The organism is Chitinophaga sp. 05T412 (assembly GCF_056396465.1).
In genome coordinates, this window is the sequence record NZ_JBFTLN010000015.1 from 171082 (window position 1) to 186637 (window position 15556).

At 48.0% G+C, this 15556-nt stretch carries 11 protein-coding genes; 9 read left to right on the forward strand and 2 right to left on the reverse strand.

All coding sequences use genetic code 11. The annotated features are described in order from the left end of the window. The first annotated feature begins 161 nt into the window (after positions 1 to 161). Positions 162 to 935, forward strand: a complete 774-nt coding sequence (locus AC1DFM_RS27655) for a 3-keto-disaccharide hydrolase (RefSeq protein ID WP_477080012.1) — start codon at positions 162 to 164, stop codon at positions 933 to 935. Between the two features lie 82 nt (positions 936 to 1017). On the opposite strand, the gene AC1DFM_RS27660 is transcribed toward AC1DFM_RS27655, so the two are convergent. Both AC1DFM_RS27660 and AC1DFM_RS27665 read right to left on the reverse strand, forming a co-directional pair. Then, positions 1018 to 1185, reverse strand: coding sequence for a hypothetical protein (locus AC1DFM_RS27660; RefSeq protein WP_477080013.1), 168 nt, complete (start codon positions 1183 to 1185; stop codon positions 1018 to 1020). 17 nt (positions 1186 to 1202) lie between these two features. Then, positions 1203 to 1748: a DUF6934 family protein gene (locus AC1DFM_RS27665; RefSeq protein WP_477080014.1), complete on the reverse strand. Its 546-nt coding sequence runs from the start codon at positions 1746 to 1748 to the stop codon at positions 1203 to 1205. A 176-nt stretch (positions 1749 to 1924) separates the two neighbouring features. On the opposite strand from AC1DFM_RS27665, the gene AC1DFM_RS27670 reads away from it, so the two are divergent. The 8 genes from AC1DFM_RS27670 to AC1DFM_RS27705 all read left to right on the forward strand — a co-directional run bounded on the left by AC1DFM_RS27670 (position 1925) and on the right by AC1DFM_RS27705 (position 15548). Further along, entirely contained in the window at positions 1925 to 2527 is a 603-nt protein-coding gene (locus AC1DFM_RS27670) for an RNA polymerase sigma factor (protein ID WP_477080015.1), read from the forward strand. A gap of 96 nt (positions 2528 to 2623) precedes the next feature. Beyond that, positions 2624 to 3787 (forward strand): FecR family protein, encoded by a 1164-nt coding sequence (locus tag AC1DFM_RS27675; protein WP_477080016.1) that lies wholly within the window; start codon positions 2624 to 2626, stop codon positions 3785 to 3787. Between the two features lie 301 nt (positions 3788 to 4088). Next, on the forward strand, positions 4089 to 7433 hold the full coding sequence (locus tag AC1DFM_RS27680; RefSeq protein WP_477080017.1) for a TonB-dependent receptor: 3345 nt from the start codon (positions 4089 to 4091) through the stop codon (positions 7431 to 7433). A 12-nt stretch (positions 7434 to 7445) separates the two neighbouring features. Next, complete coding sequence (locus AC1DFM_RS27685) at positions 7446 to 9131, forward strand: RagB/SusD family nutrient uptake outer membrane protein (protein ID WP_477080018.1); 1686 nt, start codon at positions 7446 to 7448, stop codon at positions 9129 to 9131. Positions 9132 to 9150: 19 nt separating this feature from the next. Continuing rightward, a complete protein-coding gene (locus AC1DFM_RS27690; protein WP_477080019.1) occupies positions 9151 to 11637 on the forward strand; it encodes a hypothetical protein in 2487 nt (828 codons plus the stop codon). A 2-nt stretch (positions 11638 to 11639) separates the two neighbouring features. Then, the gene (locus AC1DFM_RS27695) at positions 11640 to 12815 is read left to right on the forward strand and encodes a hypothetical protein (protein ID WP_477080020.1); all 1176 of its coding nucleotides are present in this window, start codon (positions 11640 to 11642) and stop codon (positions 12813 to 12815) included. After that, the gene (locus AC1DFM_RS27700) at positions 12793 to 14595 is read left to right on the forward strand and encodes an FAD-dependent oxidoreductase (RefSeq protein WP_477080021.1); all 1803 of its coding nucleotides are present in this window, start codon (positions 12793 to 12795) and stop codon (positions 14593 to 14595) included. Before AC1DFM_RS27695 ends, AC1DFM_RS27700 begins: the two co-directional genes overlap by 23 nt. Next, on the forward strand, positions 14595 to 15548 hold the full coding sequence (locus tag AC1DFM_RS27705) for an FAD:protein FMN transferase (RefSeq protein ID WP_477080022.1): 954 nt from the start codon (positions 14595 to 14597) through the stop codon (positions 15546 to 15548). The genes AC1DFM_RS27700 and AC1DFM_RS27705 overlap by 1 nt, the downstream gene beginning before the upstream one ends. The last annotated feature ends 8 nt before the right edge of the window (positions 15549 to 15556 follow it).

Genomic DNA, 15556 nt, shown 5'->3' on the forward strand with positions numbered 1-15556 from the left:
ACAATCCGCAAAGAACCCATTTTAGTGTTAACTGTATGTTACCAAAATGACTTCCCGCCGACATAATAATGCTTGCGTCCCTATCTTATTTTATATATTATTGTGCTACCGGTTACTTTATTGAACCCAGATTTAATTCCAGTTAAACACTCAATTTCATTATGAAAAGGAAATTTTTATTTACAATGCTTTTAGCGGGTGGATTTTGTGCCGCTCATGCGCAGGAAAAAGCGAAGCCTGAAGATACAGAAGTATATACACCCGTACCACCGGAAGTAGTTCCGGCCAAAAAGCCCGGCGCTCCGCCTTCTGATGCCATTGTGCTGTTCGACGGCTCCAACCTGGACCAGTGGGTAATGGCCGATGACCGCGATAAGCCCGCGGAATGGCTGGTTGGAAAAGGCATTCTGACAGTAAATAAGAAAGTAGGTAACATCGAAACCAAAAAGACTTTCACCAACTACCAGCTGCACATCGAATGGCGCGTACCTTCCAATATTACCGGTACCGGCCAGGCCCGCGGTAACAGCGGTGTATTCCTCGCCTCCCTCGGTAAAGGTGATGCCGGTTACGAATTACAGGTACTCGATTCTTATAAGAATAAAACATATACGAACGGACAGGCAGCCAGCATCTACAAACAATATGTACCGCTGGCCAATCCTACGCTGCAACCCGGTGAATGGAATACCTACGACGTAGTTTGGAATGCACCCGTATTTGGTGCAGATGGCGCCGTAGTAAAACCCGCTAAAGTAACGGTGTTTTTTAATGGCGTAGTTGTACAAAATGATGTGGAGCTGAAAGGACCTACCCAATATATTGGCCAGGCTGCTTACCGTCAGGCACATGGCGCTTGCCCTATTAAACTGCAGGCACATGGTGATAAGAGCGAGCCACTGAGCTTTAGGAATATCTGGGTGAGAGAGTTGTAGTGTTAAAATGAAAATAAGCTTATAAAAAAACAGGAACGCGAACGTTCCTGTTTTTTTATAATAATGTTTCAGAAAATTGATGTTAGAAGGGAAAGGTTTCCACCTTGCTTAGAAAGTCCTTGGCTCTGGCTATTTTTTCAGGAAATAATTCTCTTCCCCTTAGCTTTGTTGCAACTTGCACAAGGAGCTTTCTATTTTTACGTTTCTCCTTTATAAGTCTGAACTTAGAGATGAAAGGTGTTGTTTTCATATGTCAAATGTACAAAATTATCGTTTGCCAATTACGAATCCGGTATAAACTTTACCTAGTTTGAAGCCCTCGAAACTGATTTTTCCGGTTAATGGATCTAATAAACCTCCCCAGAAAGAATAATCATTCTTTAATATATTGAAGTTCTTGTTTATGTAATTCGTATATATCGATATTCTTCTGCCCTGATTCCTACAGCGTTCTTCGCATTTCTTTTTACATGTTGTTTTACAGGATGCATGAAAAGCGGCTGAGCTGTCACTGCCTTCTACGAAAATATAGTCGTTGGGGTTAGTTCTGAAAAATAGAGGTACAGTACTTAATACTGTGTTATAAACCTTATACACATCACCATTATTGGATATGCTTATGTCACTTACGTAATCACTTTCAGCGTCATAATCTCCAAATCCGAAATTATATATATTACCGGTGCCTGCGTTTTTGAGTAATGTATATTCTATTACTTTGGTTACCGAAGAATGTCCTGTGCTATTGAAAAGGAATTTTAATTTTTCCTTCTTGATCTCTATATTAAGGTCATATTTTTCAAAGTTATTCATAGACTGCAAAAGTCTACCGTTAGAGAACACACTTTCCTAATAGCAGTTAATATATTAGTAGCTTAACAAGCCAATAACATCCATCTCCCCCAAAAAATATTTCCCCTTATTTCCCCAATTTTTTTAATTTTAGTCTGATCTACGTTATGTAATACTATTCCACCTTATCCTGTTCCATGGAACATGTAACTGATGAACAACAATTGCTGCAAATGGCTGCTGCCGGGCATGAAGAAGCGTTCACCCGCCTCTTTCACCGGCACAAGCATAAGTTATATAGCTTCCTCCTGCGTTTAACCAATTCCCCGGAAATGTCGGAAGATGTGATCCAGGACGTATTCCTGAAACTGTGGAAAGACCGCCAACAGCTGCTGCATATTGAACAGTTTGGTGGCTATATTTACCGTATGGCGCAGCACCAGGTGTTGAATGCGTTCCGGCGGATGGCCAAAGAAACGCTGATCCTGGCGGAAATTAATAAGCTTCATGACACCGCGCATGACAATGCCGAAGAGCATTTGCAGTTACAGGAAGTGAGAGAACGGTTGAAGAAGGCGCTGGACAAATTACCCCCTAAACAAAAGCTGGTATATACCCTTAGCCGGGACCAGGGACTAAAGCACGACGAAATAGCCAGGCACCTCAATATTTCCCCCGCTACGGTGAATAATCATATGATTGCTGCCCTGCGCACCATCCGGGAGCAGCTGGGTATACACCTGCAATCCGCTACTGGCGCGTCTTGTGTGCTGGTGATCCTGGCGGCGTTCCAAAAATAAAAATATTTTCTTCCGGACTAGTTATATGTTCCTTCCCGTTTGTCTATAGTAAGATAGATACCGTGGAGCGGATGTTGATTAACATAAATAACCAGGATGCTGTCAGCAAGAATTAAATACCTCGTTGAAAGATATTTTGACGATACCGCCAATACTGCCGAGAGGGAAGAGCTGGCGGTGTGGATAGATACTACAGCCACACAAGATCAGCTGGAAGAAGCGTTGGGAGACGCATGGGAAACGCATGTACCGCAAACAACCATGCCGGATGCGATGTCGGATCGTATTGAAAGGACAATGTTCAGTACTGTTCCCGAAAAACAACCGGCACGCATGATCCGCTACGGTTGGTGGGCCGCCGCCAGCGTATTGTTGCTGGGAGCCGGCAGCTGGTGGGCGTTACGATCTATAAATACCACTACCGCACCAGTGATCGCCGATAAACAAAGCCGGTATAAAAATGAAGTAGCACCCGGGGGGAATAAGGCCACGCTTACGCTGGCAGATGGCAGCGTGATTACTTTAGACAGCGCCGGCAATGGGTTACTGGCACAGCAAGGCAACATAAAAATAATGAAGCAGCGTAATGGCGAGCTTACCTATGAAGGCAGCGGCGCCGGTGAAAAAATGTATAATAAAATGGTGACGCCACGGGGCGGACAATACCGCCTGACATTACCGGATGGCACCATTGCCTGGCTCAACGCCGCCTCTTCCATTTCCTTTCCTGCCGCTTTCTCCGGCGATAGCAGAAAAGTAAATATTACCGGAGAAGTATATTTCGAGGTAGCCGCGGATGTACACCATCCGTTTATGGTGAATGCCGGAGCCGTCAATATCACGGTGCTGGGTACACGATTTAATGTAAATGCCTATGACCAGTTGCCTGATATCCGCACTACGCTGCTGGATGGCGGCGTAAAGGTCAGCAGCGCCAGTGAAAACACGATACTGAAACCCGGACAGCAGGCGCAGGTAAATCATCAGGGCGCATTAATAGTGAAGAACAATATAGATACCGATGAAATTATTGCCTGGAAAAATGGATTCTTCCAGTTTACCGATGCCGATATGCCTACGGTGATGCAACAAATAGAACAATGGTATGACGTGAAAGTAAGCTATGAAGGCGCTATCCCGAAAAGGAGCTTTGGTGGCGGTATTCAGCGTTCATTACCCTTGTCGGAAGTGTTAAGTATCCTGGAAGCCAATGATGTTAAATTCAAAATAGAGGGGAAAAATATTACAGTACTTAAGTAAAAACCACGTTTTATTTTATTGAAGCAGTAAATAAATTCCACTGCGTAAGTCACCACGATTACGCGAATGACATTGCTATGCAAATAAAAACCGGAAATACTGGTCATATTTCCGGCGGCATTTGATAGCGATGAACAAAATAAGTCGGCGAAGACTCCTTATTCACTCCACCAAACAATGCAAATGTATGCAAATTAATTGTAACGCTCTTTGCAGCCGGATGGCCGTTGCTATTGCCCAAAGGGTAACAACACCAGCTGTCGGGTATCGCAGGCTATGCTCAACCAAAATGCTGTTAGCTATGAAGTTAACGTTTCTGTTTTTGACGGTTGTTTTTTTGAATGTAAGTGCCACCGGATTTTCCCAAACAGTCAGTTTTTCAGGGAAAGACGTGTCACTCAAAACAATTTTTTCTGCTATCAAAAAGCAAACCGGCTGCGTCGTATTTTACGACAACTTTCTACTGAAAGATAGTCACCCTGTTACGCTGGATGTAGCGCAGGTGCCCCTGGAAGAACTGCTCACCAAGGCGTTGAAAGGACAAGACCTCACTTTTTCTATTGTAGACAAAACCATTTCTATTAAGAAACAGGTGCATCTTACTACAACGCCTATATTAAAAATACTGGCGTTCCCTATGTCGCTCATTGGCCGGGTAACAGATGAAGCGGGTACACCACTACCCGGCGTTACTGTGTTATGGAAAGGTACCACCAAAGGTACGGTGACCGACGCCATGGGCGACTATAAACTCAGCGATATCAGCGATGGGGCTACCATTGTTTTTACCTTTATCGGCTTCGAAAAACAGGAAGTCACCCTGACCGGACAATTCCGACTCGATGTCAGACTGGTAAAAGCCGCCAACACCGCACTGGATGAGCTGATCGTGATTGGCTATGGTACCGTGAAAAAGAGTGATCTTACCGGCGCCGTTGCCAGCGTGAAAGGCGAAGCTGTAGCTGCCCGCAAAACCACCCAGGTATCACAGGCATTACAAGGCGCTATGCCCGGCGTAATGGTAACACGCAACGATAAAGGCCCCGGCGCCACGGCGCAAATCCGCGTACGTGGTATCACCTCTATCAAAGACGAAGGTGCTACACCACTGGTGATCCTCGATGGCGTACCCGTGGACGACATTAATTCCATCAATCCCAATGATATCGACAACATCTCTGTACTGAAAGATGCGGCTTCTGCCTCCATCTACGGCTCCCGTGCAGCCGCAGGCGTTATTCTGGTGACCACCAAACGCGCTAAGAACGGACAACTGGATCTTAACTACAGCTACGAATACGGCCTGGAAAAACCTACCAAACTACCACAATACGTGGATGCCGTACGATATATGCAGCTGACCAATGAACTGAGATGGAATGATAACGGCAATAATGCCAACGAATATCCTACCTATACAAAAGATATTGTAGACAACTACACACAACTACACGCTGCAAATCCGGATCAGTATCCCAACACCGACTGGCGGGCGCTCCTGCTGCATAGCAGCGCACCACGCGAAACGCATATGCTCAGTATTGGCGCCGCCGGAAAGGCGCTGCGCTCCCGTATTTCACTGGTATATGATAAAAATGGCGCCTTATATGATAACCGCTCTTACGACCGTATCACCACCCGCGTTAACAATGATATTACCATCAATAAATACCTCTCTGCCAGTGTAGACGTTAACTTTAAACGTACTATCACATCGGCGCCTATTATTCCCTATCCCATGATAGATCCCATGTATAAGCTGGGGATAGTGCCGCCTATTTATGCGGCCATGTGGTCTGATGGCCGTGTGGGCGCCGGAAAGGACGGGGCTAATATTTATGCGCTGACAAAATTCGGCGGCTCCAATGATAACTGGTACAACCAGCTGGGTGGAAAAATCGGCATCGATTTTACGCCTATTGAAGGATTGAAATTTTCCGCTGTGGTAGCGCCTTTCCTGAACTTCGACAAAGGAAAAAAGTTCACAAAGAAAATCCCTTATACCGCTTTCAATAATCCCGGTTCTATATCCGGTTACATAGAAGGCGCTACGGAAACCAAGCTGGAAGAAATGCGTAACGATAACTACCGTTATACCACCCAGTTCTTCGCCAATTATACCAAAGCATTCAAGCATCATAACTTTAACCTGATGGCGGGGTATGAGTTTTACAAAGCGCACGATGAGCTGTTGGGCGCTTCCAGAGGGCAATACCAGCTGGATAACTACCCTTACCTCAACCTCGGTCCGCTGGAATTCCGCGATAATAGTGGCAGCGCGTTTGAAAATGCTTACCGTTCCTGGTTCGGCAGATTGATGTATAGTTATAAAGATAAATACCTGCTGCAGGGAAATATCCGTTATGATGCTTCCTCGCGTTTTGCGCCAGGGTACCGCTGGGGCGCCTTCCCTTCGTTCTCGGCCGGATGGGTGATGTCGGAGGAGGGGTTTGTGAAGAAGACAGCGCCGTGGCTGTCGTTTCTGAAAGTACGGGCCTCTGTAGGCGCATTGGGAAATGAGCGTATTGGAAATTACCCCTATCAGGCTTTGCTATCTTTCGAAAATAATTCCCTTTTCTACAAAGGTAATACCGTGGTATCCGGACAATCGGCTGCACAATGGCAATATGCCATCCGTGATATTTCCTGGGAAACTACCCGGTCATGGGATATAGGCGCTGACGTTAACTTCTTACAAAACCGCTTACGCTTTACGGGCGACTACTACCAGAAAACTACCAGTGATATTTTGCTGGAGCTGGAAATACCTGATTTTATTGGCTACGACAACCCCTTCCAGAATACCGGTAAAATGTATACCAAAGGCTGGGAAACACAAGTGAGCTGGAGTGACCGCATCGATGATTTCAATTACAGTGTATCCGTAAACGTGTCCGACTTCATCACCAAAATGGGCGACCTCGGTGGTACCGTGTTCCTTGGCGACCAGATCAAAAAACAGGGCAGTGAATTTAACGAATGGTATGGCTATGTATCAGACGGGATCTATCAAACACAGGATGACGTGGACAAATCGCCTAAACTCAATGCCAACGTAAAACCAGGTGATGTGCGGTACAAAGATATCAGCGGCCCGGATGGCGTGCCTGATGGCAAAATATCACCGGAATATGACCGGGTGTTACTGGGTGGCTCCCTGCCCCGCTATCAATATGGTGCGTCCATACAGATGGGGTATAAGAACTGGGATCTTGGTATTGCTTTACAAGGTGTAGGCAAACAAAGGTCTCAGCTGGGGTCGGATATTGTTCGGCCACTGACGGAAAATTATGGCAATTTCCCCGCTATACTGGATGGCAATTCCTGGAGTAAATACAATACGCCGGAGCAAAACCTGGCAGCGAAGTTTCCCCGCTACACCAATACCTCTGCGGGCAACAACTACGCGATGTCTGACTTCTGGCTGATCAAAGGAAATTATTTCCGGTTGAAGAATATCAGCCTGGGTTATTCTATGCCGAATAGCTGGATAAAGAAGGTACACCTGCAGGGTGTTCGTTTATACGGCAGCGTGAGTGACGTATTTTCTATCCATCACTTCCCCAGAGGCTGGGACCCGGAGCAGGACCGACTGGGTTATCCGATTACCACCAGCTATGTATTTGGCGCATCTGTTAAATTCTAAAATTCCACGATCATGAAACAATTGGCTATTATCATATTCACCGGGATGCTGCTGAGTGCCTGTGGTTCTCTGGACCTGCATCCTTTGTCAGACGGCTCCAGCGAAACCTGGAACGCTACACCGGAAGAAATTAATATGTCGCTCAACGGACTTTACAAAGGTGATTTCTGGATGAAAGACAGCGACGAGTGGACCGACGACTGGATGTACCGCGACGTAACCACAGAAGTAACCGGCGCTACCATCAATGGGGAAACCAGCTTCGTGAAAGACTGGTGGACCAAAACCTACAAAGCCATCGCCAGAGCGAATAATATCCTGCAAAGCATTTCCAGGGGCAGCAAGGTGCTGACGGCCGACCAGATCGCCAGCTATTCCGCAGAAGCCCGCTTTGTAAGAGCTTGCCAGTATTCCCGTTTGTTATCGCACTACGGCAATATTGTATACACTGATTCTACCATTGATATAGAACAGGCGCTGCGGCTGAAGCAAAGCAAACCGCAGGAGGTGCTGCAAAAAATTTATGCCGACTTTGATCTCGCCGCCGCATCGTTGAAAACCACGTATAGCAGCAGCGATCTGAAACGCGCTACCAAAGGCGCTGCGCTGGCCATGAAAGCCCGCATTGCGTTGTATATGGGCGATTGGGAAACCGCTAAAACAGCCGCCAAAGCCTGTATGGATCTCAATATCTATCAGCTGCACGATAACTTCGGCAATCTCTTTTTATCTAAAACAAAGAACTCTGCCGAAACTGTTTTTGGTTTGCCCCGTTCTGTTACGTTGAAGGTAACACTGGGCGATTGCCAAAATTTTGTGGCCCGTAATGCCGGCGGCTGGGCCGCGAAAGATCCTTCCTGGGACCTGTTCTGCGCCTTCCTCTGCAAGGACGGGTTGCCGATTGATAAATCGCCGTCCTTTAATCCGCGCCGTCCTTTTGATAACCGTGATCCCCGTTGCGCCGCTACACTGGTGGAGTTTCAGACACCGCACCTGGGATATATTTTTCAACCACATCCGGACTCTGTTACGGTATTGAAAGTATCGGACAATAAGTATGTGGAAAATAAGGACACCCGCTCTATAGCGCAGTACGCCTCTTTTAACGGGCTGCTGTGGAAAAAAGGTATTGATGGCGACTGGCTCCTCAATTCCTGGACGGTAGAGCCGGATAATATCATTATCCGTTATGCAGATGTATTGCTGATATATGCAGAAGCAAAAACAGCGTTAGGTGATATTGATCAATCTGTGCTCGATGCGATTAACAAAGTACGCGCCCGCGCCTACGGTACCACCTATACGAACACGGCCGCTTATCCGGCGGTCACCACCACCGAAAAGAATGCGCTGATGCAGATGATCCGCGTGGAAAGACGCATGGAGTTTGCGTTGGAAGGTATTCGTTATATGGATATTATCCGCTGGCGCCTGGCAGAGAAAGTATTGAACAAAGCGAACTATGGTCTGCTGGACCCTGCTGATCTGCGCGCCAAAGTGGTAAAGCCGGGGCTGTGGTTTTTCCCGCAAACGCCTGTGATAGATGCAGATGGGGTAGCCGACTTCTCACCCATGTATAGCGCAGGGCTTGTAAAACAAATTACCGTACGCAAGTTTGATGCTACCCGTCAATATCTGTGGCCCATACCATCTACGGAAGTATTGACCAGTCACCTTACACAGAATCCGAATTATTAAGCAGCCACAAAAAAACAGTATGAAAAACGGAAGAAATATTATTTTGTGTGCTGCTATCATGAGCCTTGCCGGCGCTACCTATAGTAACCCCGCCGACGCGCAATCAGATAAACCCCGCGCCTATAGCGGTATTTATCCGAAGCTGGCCATGTATAATAAAGAAGGAGAGTGTGGCACCGGCGCCGTGGTACCCTGGGCAGGTAATTTATGGGTCATTACTTACGGTCCGCATATGCCTTTTGGCTCATCAGATAAGTTGTATGAAGTAACACCGGCCCTGCAGCAAGTGGTGCGGGAAGAAAGTATCGGAGGCACGCCGGCCAATAGAATGATACATCCCGAAAGTAATCAGTTATTTATAGGCCCTTATGCCATCAGTGATAAAGGTACCGTGAGGGTAATCCCCTACACGTTAATGCCAGGGCGGCATACCGGCAATGCCCGCCATCTGACCGATCCCGCCGGAAAAATATATTATGGCACCATGGAAGAAGGTTTCTATGAAGTAGATGTACATACCCTGCAGCCAACCTTGTTGTATGAAGATGGAAATGTGAAAAACAAAAAAGGCGCAGATACCCTTGCCAACGCAGCACTGGCCCTATTGCCTGGTGCGCATGGTAAAGGATTGTACTCCGGTCAGGGCGTACTCATTTATTCCAACAATGGTGAACCCGGCCCCAAAGCACTCACCGATTTTGACATAGAAGCCGGCTCCTTATCAGAATGGAATGGTAAGGACTGGAAAGTAGTTCGCCGGAATCAATTTGTAGAAATCACCGGTCCGGGGGGCATCTCCGGAAATCCACATCCCGCCACCGATCCTATCTGGACTACCGGGTGGGATCATAAATCGTTATTACTGGGATTGAGAGATCAGGGAAGATGGCAGTTCTTTCGGTTGCCTAAAGCCAGTCATACTTACGACGGCGCTCACGGATGGAATACAGAATGGCCCCGCATCAGAGACGTAGGCACCCCTGCACAACCGGAGTACCTGATGACCATGCACGGGATGTTCTGGCATTTCCCGGCTACTTTCGCCAGCGGCCATACTGCGGGTATCCGTCCCCGTAGTGCGTACTTAAAAGTTATCGGCGACTATACCCGTTGGCAAGATCAGCTGGTATTTGGTTGTGACGATGCTGCACAAAAAGAATTCCTCAACAAGCGCAGCGCCAAAGGAAATATTGAAGGCCCCGGCCAATCGAATTCTAACTTATGGTTCACCGCCTTGCAACAGCCGGATCACCTCGGCCCTAATACCGCCGAAGGCGCCGTATGGCTCAACGAAGCAGTGAAGGCTGATGTAGCTTCCGAGCCATTTCTATTTGCCGGCTGGCCGCAACGCAGTGCACGTATTCAACACAACGGTGCACAAGCAGTCGTGTTTACGTTTGAAACAGACCGCAGTGGTAACGACCACTGGACTACTGCGCAAACCATCACCGTAGCACCCGGACAGGCAGCGGAAGTTATTTTTCCGGCGCAGCTGCCGGGAGAATGGATTCGCGTAAAAGCCAATAAAGCCGTGACTGCTACCGCGCATTTTTCCTATACGGCCAACGATACACGTAGTACTACGGCAGCGCCTATTTTTGATGGCCTCAGTAAAGTGACGAACGCGCAAGTAAAAGGAGGCCTGCTATATGGACTAGGCAATGATCGCCGTGCATTGGGTATGCTGGCACGCACGTATCAACATGGCGACGCTACTAACATCGGCTACTATGAACTGAATGCCGACATGCAGCTGCAACCCAAAACCGACGCGGCCACTGCCGATTTCATTGAACAAAAATTTGCCATTCCGCAGCAACCGGTACTCATAGAAGCATCTTCCGTATTGATCGTGGACGATAAAGGCCGTCGCTGGCGATTACCGCTTGGCGATGAGGCATATACTCCTTTAATCGGTAAAGCCGCGTTGCGCGTTTGCAGAGAAGTATCCACGGAAAGAGACCTGTTTAATTGTCATGGTACCTTTTACGAACTACCCGCGGAAAACGCTGACGGCTATGCGAAAATACGGCCCATTTCCTCGCATCATTTCCGGATCAACGATTACGCTGCTTATCGCGGCATGCTGATTATGACAGGTATTGACCTGGCTGCAAAAGCAGGCGCACACATCATTGTATCCGATGATAAAAAAGCTGCGGTATGGGCCGGCGCTATCGACGATTTATGGCAAATGGGTAAACCTACGGGACATGGTGGACCCTGGAAAAATTCGGCAGTAAAAGCAGCGCAGCCGTCGGACCCTTATCTCATTGGGTTTTACGACAATCGCAGTCTGCAATTATCGCATGATGCTAAAGCGCCGGTGACATTCACCATTGCTACAGATCCGGTAGGCAATGGTACCTGGATGCCTTATAAAACGGTAACAGTGGCTCCCGGCGAAACGTTTAAATATCAGTTCCCGAAAGGCTTTCAGGCGAGGTGGATTCGTTTTAACAGCAACAAAGACTGCAACGCTACGGCGTGGCTGGAATATAAATAGATATGAAATATACAATGGTGACATGGTTGATAGCAGGATGGCTGGGGCTTACGGCTAACGCTTTCTGTATACCCGCGGATACCGCCGGGCTGCAGGTATTGGATACCAGCCGTATCAATGATGTGATGCATAACCGTTACCTGTTGCCGGTAGCCACCCATCAGCGGGCGTATACTTTCCGGGAAAACGATACCACCGTGTATCCGTTGCATCTGGCTACCAATAAAGCCGGACAGCCATTGTATTATTTCAGTAACATCTTTACACCGGTTTGCTATACCGGCGAATGCAAACCGGTGTACATCAATTTTTACTGGGACCTGCTGGGGAATTATATCCGTTATGATTTGCCGGAGAATGAAGCATTGACCAAACTGGATCATAAAGTATTTAAACCGGCGGACTATGAAAAAATGCAGGACATACTGGCCAAATCCAATTCGTTGCTGGCATCGCTGAAAATTACGGATCTCATTGTACCCGGCACGGAAAACCTGACGGACTCCGTGGATGCCAGAACCGGCGCCACGTTGAAGACCATCAAAAATGAAGTGATATCCGGTGCGGTGTACTCCTGTTATACGTTGTGGCATATTGCACATGGACCGGTAGTGGAGGAGATGACACGCATTACCGAAACGTACAGTAATGTCGCTATGTGGCACCAGTGGCTGGCTTCCGGCAACTACGCTTATCAGTATTGGGCCGTCGATAAAGTAATGGATAAAAGCGGGCGGATAAAATCCGGTTTCGAATCCGATATCCGCGCCGTAATCGCCGGAAAAAATGTGTTCCTGACGCGGTACTTATTGCAGCAGCTGCACCCGGATTCTATGACAGGCAAAGTTGCCCAACGCTGGCTGTGGAAAACATATGCCGCAGCGGCATACCCGGTGCAGATTACCATCTTACGAAAACTAAAAACTATTCCCCTGGATACGGAATTGATTCAACAGCTGGCAACTGTTTTCCCGAATGCCAACACGGAGCAGTCGGCCCTGATACTACCATTATTACAACAGGCGCCGGTGTTGCCGCTGGACCTGCTGGGAGCACAGCTTACCAGCGCCGATGCCGAAAAAGCAGCCGTTATTTATACACTGATACAACAGCGGAAACCCGATAGTAAACACGTTAAAAAGCAGCTATACAATTATGAAAAGCGTATTAGTCAGTAGCAAAACATGGTGGCGGGTGATAGCGCTATGTTGCAGCTCCCTGTGGGTCCACGCACAGGAACCGGTTTTGGTGGAAACGGAATCCTTCGCCAACAGAGGCGGTTGGGTCATTGATCAGCAGTCGTTTGTCACCATGGGATCTTCTTACCTGATGGCACATGGCATGGGCCGCCCGGTGAAAGACGCCGTGACCAACGTTTCCTTCCCCGCCAAAGGAAAGTACCATGTATGGGTGCGTACCAAAGACTGGGCGCCATTCCCTAAAGGACCCGGTAAATTTCGTGTAGTCGTTAACGATGTGCCACTGGTTCCGGTATTCGGAGAAAGCGGCAACGATCAATGGAAATGGTATGATGGCGGCGTGGTGAACATCAATGACGTGAACACCAAAATAGCCCTGCAGGATCTGACCGGCTTCAACGGCAGATGTGATGCGTTGTTATTCACCACCGTTCAGAAATACACCCCGCCGAATGATAAGCCTGCTTTAAGCGCCTTGCGCAGAAAGTTATTGCATACCAGCGAGCAACCTGCCGATGGCGGGAAGTATGATCTGGTAGTAGTAGGCGGTGGTATTGCCGGTACCTGCGCCGCTATCTCCGCTTCCCGCATGGGGCTGAAGGTAGCGCTGATACAAGATCGCCCGGTACTTGGTGGAAATAACAGCTCAGAAGTAAGGGTGCATCTGCGGGGAGAAATTGACAAGAACTATTATCCTAAATTAGGAAGAATAGTGAGGGAGATGGATAACGGCGATCCCGGTAATGGTAATCCGGATGGAGATGAATATGGCGATAGCCGGAAAGTAGCCATCGTAAAAGCGGAGAAAAATCTAAAAGTATTCCTCAACACTTATGTGTATAAAGTAGAGAAAGAAAACGATAAGATTATTGCCGTTACTGGTCGTGATATTGCCACCAGCCAGGACACCCGGTTTACCGGCACTTATTTTTCAGATTGCACCGGCGATGGTACCATCGGCTATCTCGCTGGCGCCGACTTCCGGATGGGCAGAGAAAGCAAAGCAGAAACCAATGAGTCGCTGGCAGCAGAGAAGTCTGATAGCTTTACTTTAGGCACTTCCAATTTGTGGGCGTCTGTGCCGGTGGATAAACCCACTACCTTCCCTGCTACGCCCTGGGCACTGCCTTTTTCCGATGAATATTATATTGATGCCACTAAAGCAGATTGGGAATGGGAAACCGGCTTCGGCAACTTCAACACCATCACCGATGCAGAGAAAATCCGCGACCATAATCTCCGCGCGGTATACGGCAACTGGTCTTATCTCAAAAATAATAAAGCAGAAAAATACGCCAAACAGGAGCTGGCATGGGTGGCCTATATTGGCGGCAAGCGGGAGTCGAGGCGTTTGATGGGAGATATGGTATTGACCCAGATGGACATCCAGGAAGGTAAACACTATCCTGATGGCGCTGTCACCGCCACCTGGACCATCGACCTGCACTTCCCGGATTCACTGAACCGCAAATATTTTGAGGGACAGGAATTTTTTGCCGGCACCCGGCATATCCGGGTAGCGCCTTATACCATCCCTTACCGTTGCCTGTATTCCCGTAATATCAGCAACCTGTTTATGGCCGGTAGAAATATCAGCACTACCCACGTGGCCTTTGGTAGCACCAGGGTAATGCGTACCTGTGGTATGATGGGAGAAGTAGTAGGCATGGCGGCTTCTGTGGCGCAGAAATATCACAGCAGCCCCCGGGAAGTCTATAGCGCACACTTATCGGAATTAATGCAGTTATTGCAGGAATAATGATGTACCTGTTTTTTTTACTATTTCACAGCCAGGTGGTTACCCTGGGCGGTTCCGCGCAAGGCACCACCTGGCAGGTGAGGTATACCGGTATTCCTCACATACAACTGCAATCCGCCATTGATAGCACATTACAGGAGATAGACCAGTGTTTGTCGCTTTACCGCAAAGATTCAGAAATATCCCTCTTTAATAAATCCACTACCTGGACTTATGAGCTGCCTTATTTTTATCCGGTACTCAAAAAATCAGCTGAGATATACACCGCTACCCACGGCGCTTTTGACCCCACCGTAATGCCGCTGACGGAAGCCTATCGCGCCGGAAAAAAATCCGGTCAGCCGTGGTGGGAGAAAAAGGATTCCCTATTGCAATACGTAGGCTTCACCAAAATTGTATTCGACGAAAACAGCGTGCATAAACTACAGGAACAGGTGCGCCTCGACTTCGACGGTATTGCACAAGGCTATAGCGTAGATGTTTTAGCCGCGTTGCTGGAGCGCAACGGCATCCGCGATTACATGGTGGAGATAGGGGGAGAAGTACGCTGTAAAGGCCGGAAAAATGGCACTCCGTGGACTATCGGGATTGACAATCCATTGCATCCGGAAGCGGAAGCCTCCACCGTGCAGTTACTCAACAAAGCAGCTACCACCGCAGGTAATTACCGCGACTACTACCAACAGAACGGCCATATCTTCGGACATATCATCAACCCCGCTACCGGCGCCACCGCACCCGCCGACTTACTCAGCGTCACCGTTTTTGCTGATGATGCCATCACCGCGGATGGCTACGATACTGCTTTCATGGTCATGGGACTGGAAGCCACGAAACGCTTCCTGGAACAGCATAAAGAGCTGGATGCCTACCTGATTTACAAGGGCGCCGACGGACAATTGAAAGTGTTTGTTACCAACGGCATCCAACCTTTTATTAAAGCGCTTCCCTGATTTAATTT

Bases quoted from the DNA above. Each gene is read 5' to 3' on its own strand.
- AC1DFM_RS27685 (WP_477080018.1), top strand. From the start codon at position 7,446: ATGAAACAATTGGCTATTATCATATTCACCGGGATGCTGCTGAGTGCC.
- AC1DFM_RS27705 (WP_477080022.1), top strand. From the start codon at position 14,595: ATGATGTACCTGTTTTTTTTACTATTTCACAGCCAGGTGGTTACCCTG.
- AC1DFM_RS27680 (WP_477080017.1), top strand. From the start codon at position 4,089: ATGAAGTTAACGTTTCTGTTTTTGACGGTTGTTTTTTTGAATGTAAGT.
- AC1DFM_RS27670 (WP_477080015.1), top strand. From the start codon at position 1,925: ATGGAACATGTAACTGATGAACAACAATTGCTGCAAATGGCTGCTGCC.
- AC1DFM_RS27660 (WP_477080013.1), bottom strand. From the start codon at position 1,185: ATGAAAACAACACCTTTCATCTCTAAGTTCAGACTTATAAAGGAGAAA.
- AC1DFM_RS27695 (WP_477080020.1), top strand. From the start codon at position 11,640: ATGAAATATACAATGGTGACATGGTTGATAGCAGGATGGCTGGGGCTT.
- AC1DFM_RS27675 (WP_477080016.1), top strand. From the start codon at position 2,624: ATGCTGTCAGCAAGAATTAAATACCTCGTTGAAAGATATTTTGACGAT.
- AC1DFM_RS27690 (WP_477080019.1), top strand. From the start codon at position 9,151: ATGAAAAACGGAAGAAATATTATTTTGTGTGCTGCTATCATGAGCCTT.
- AC1DFM_RS27665 (WP_477080014.1), bottom strand. From the start codon at position 1,748: ATGAATAACTTTGAAAAATATGACCTTAATATAGAGATCAAGAAGGAA.
- AC1DFM_RS27655 (WP_477080012.1), top strand. From the start codon at position 162: ATGAAAAGGAAATTTTTATTTACAATGCTTTTAGCGGGTGGATTTTGT.
- AC1DFM_RS27700 (WP_477080021.1), top strand. From the start codon at position 12,793: ATGAAAAGCGTATTAGTCAGTAGCAAAACATGGTGGCGGGTGATAGCG.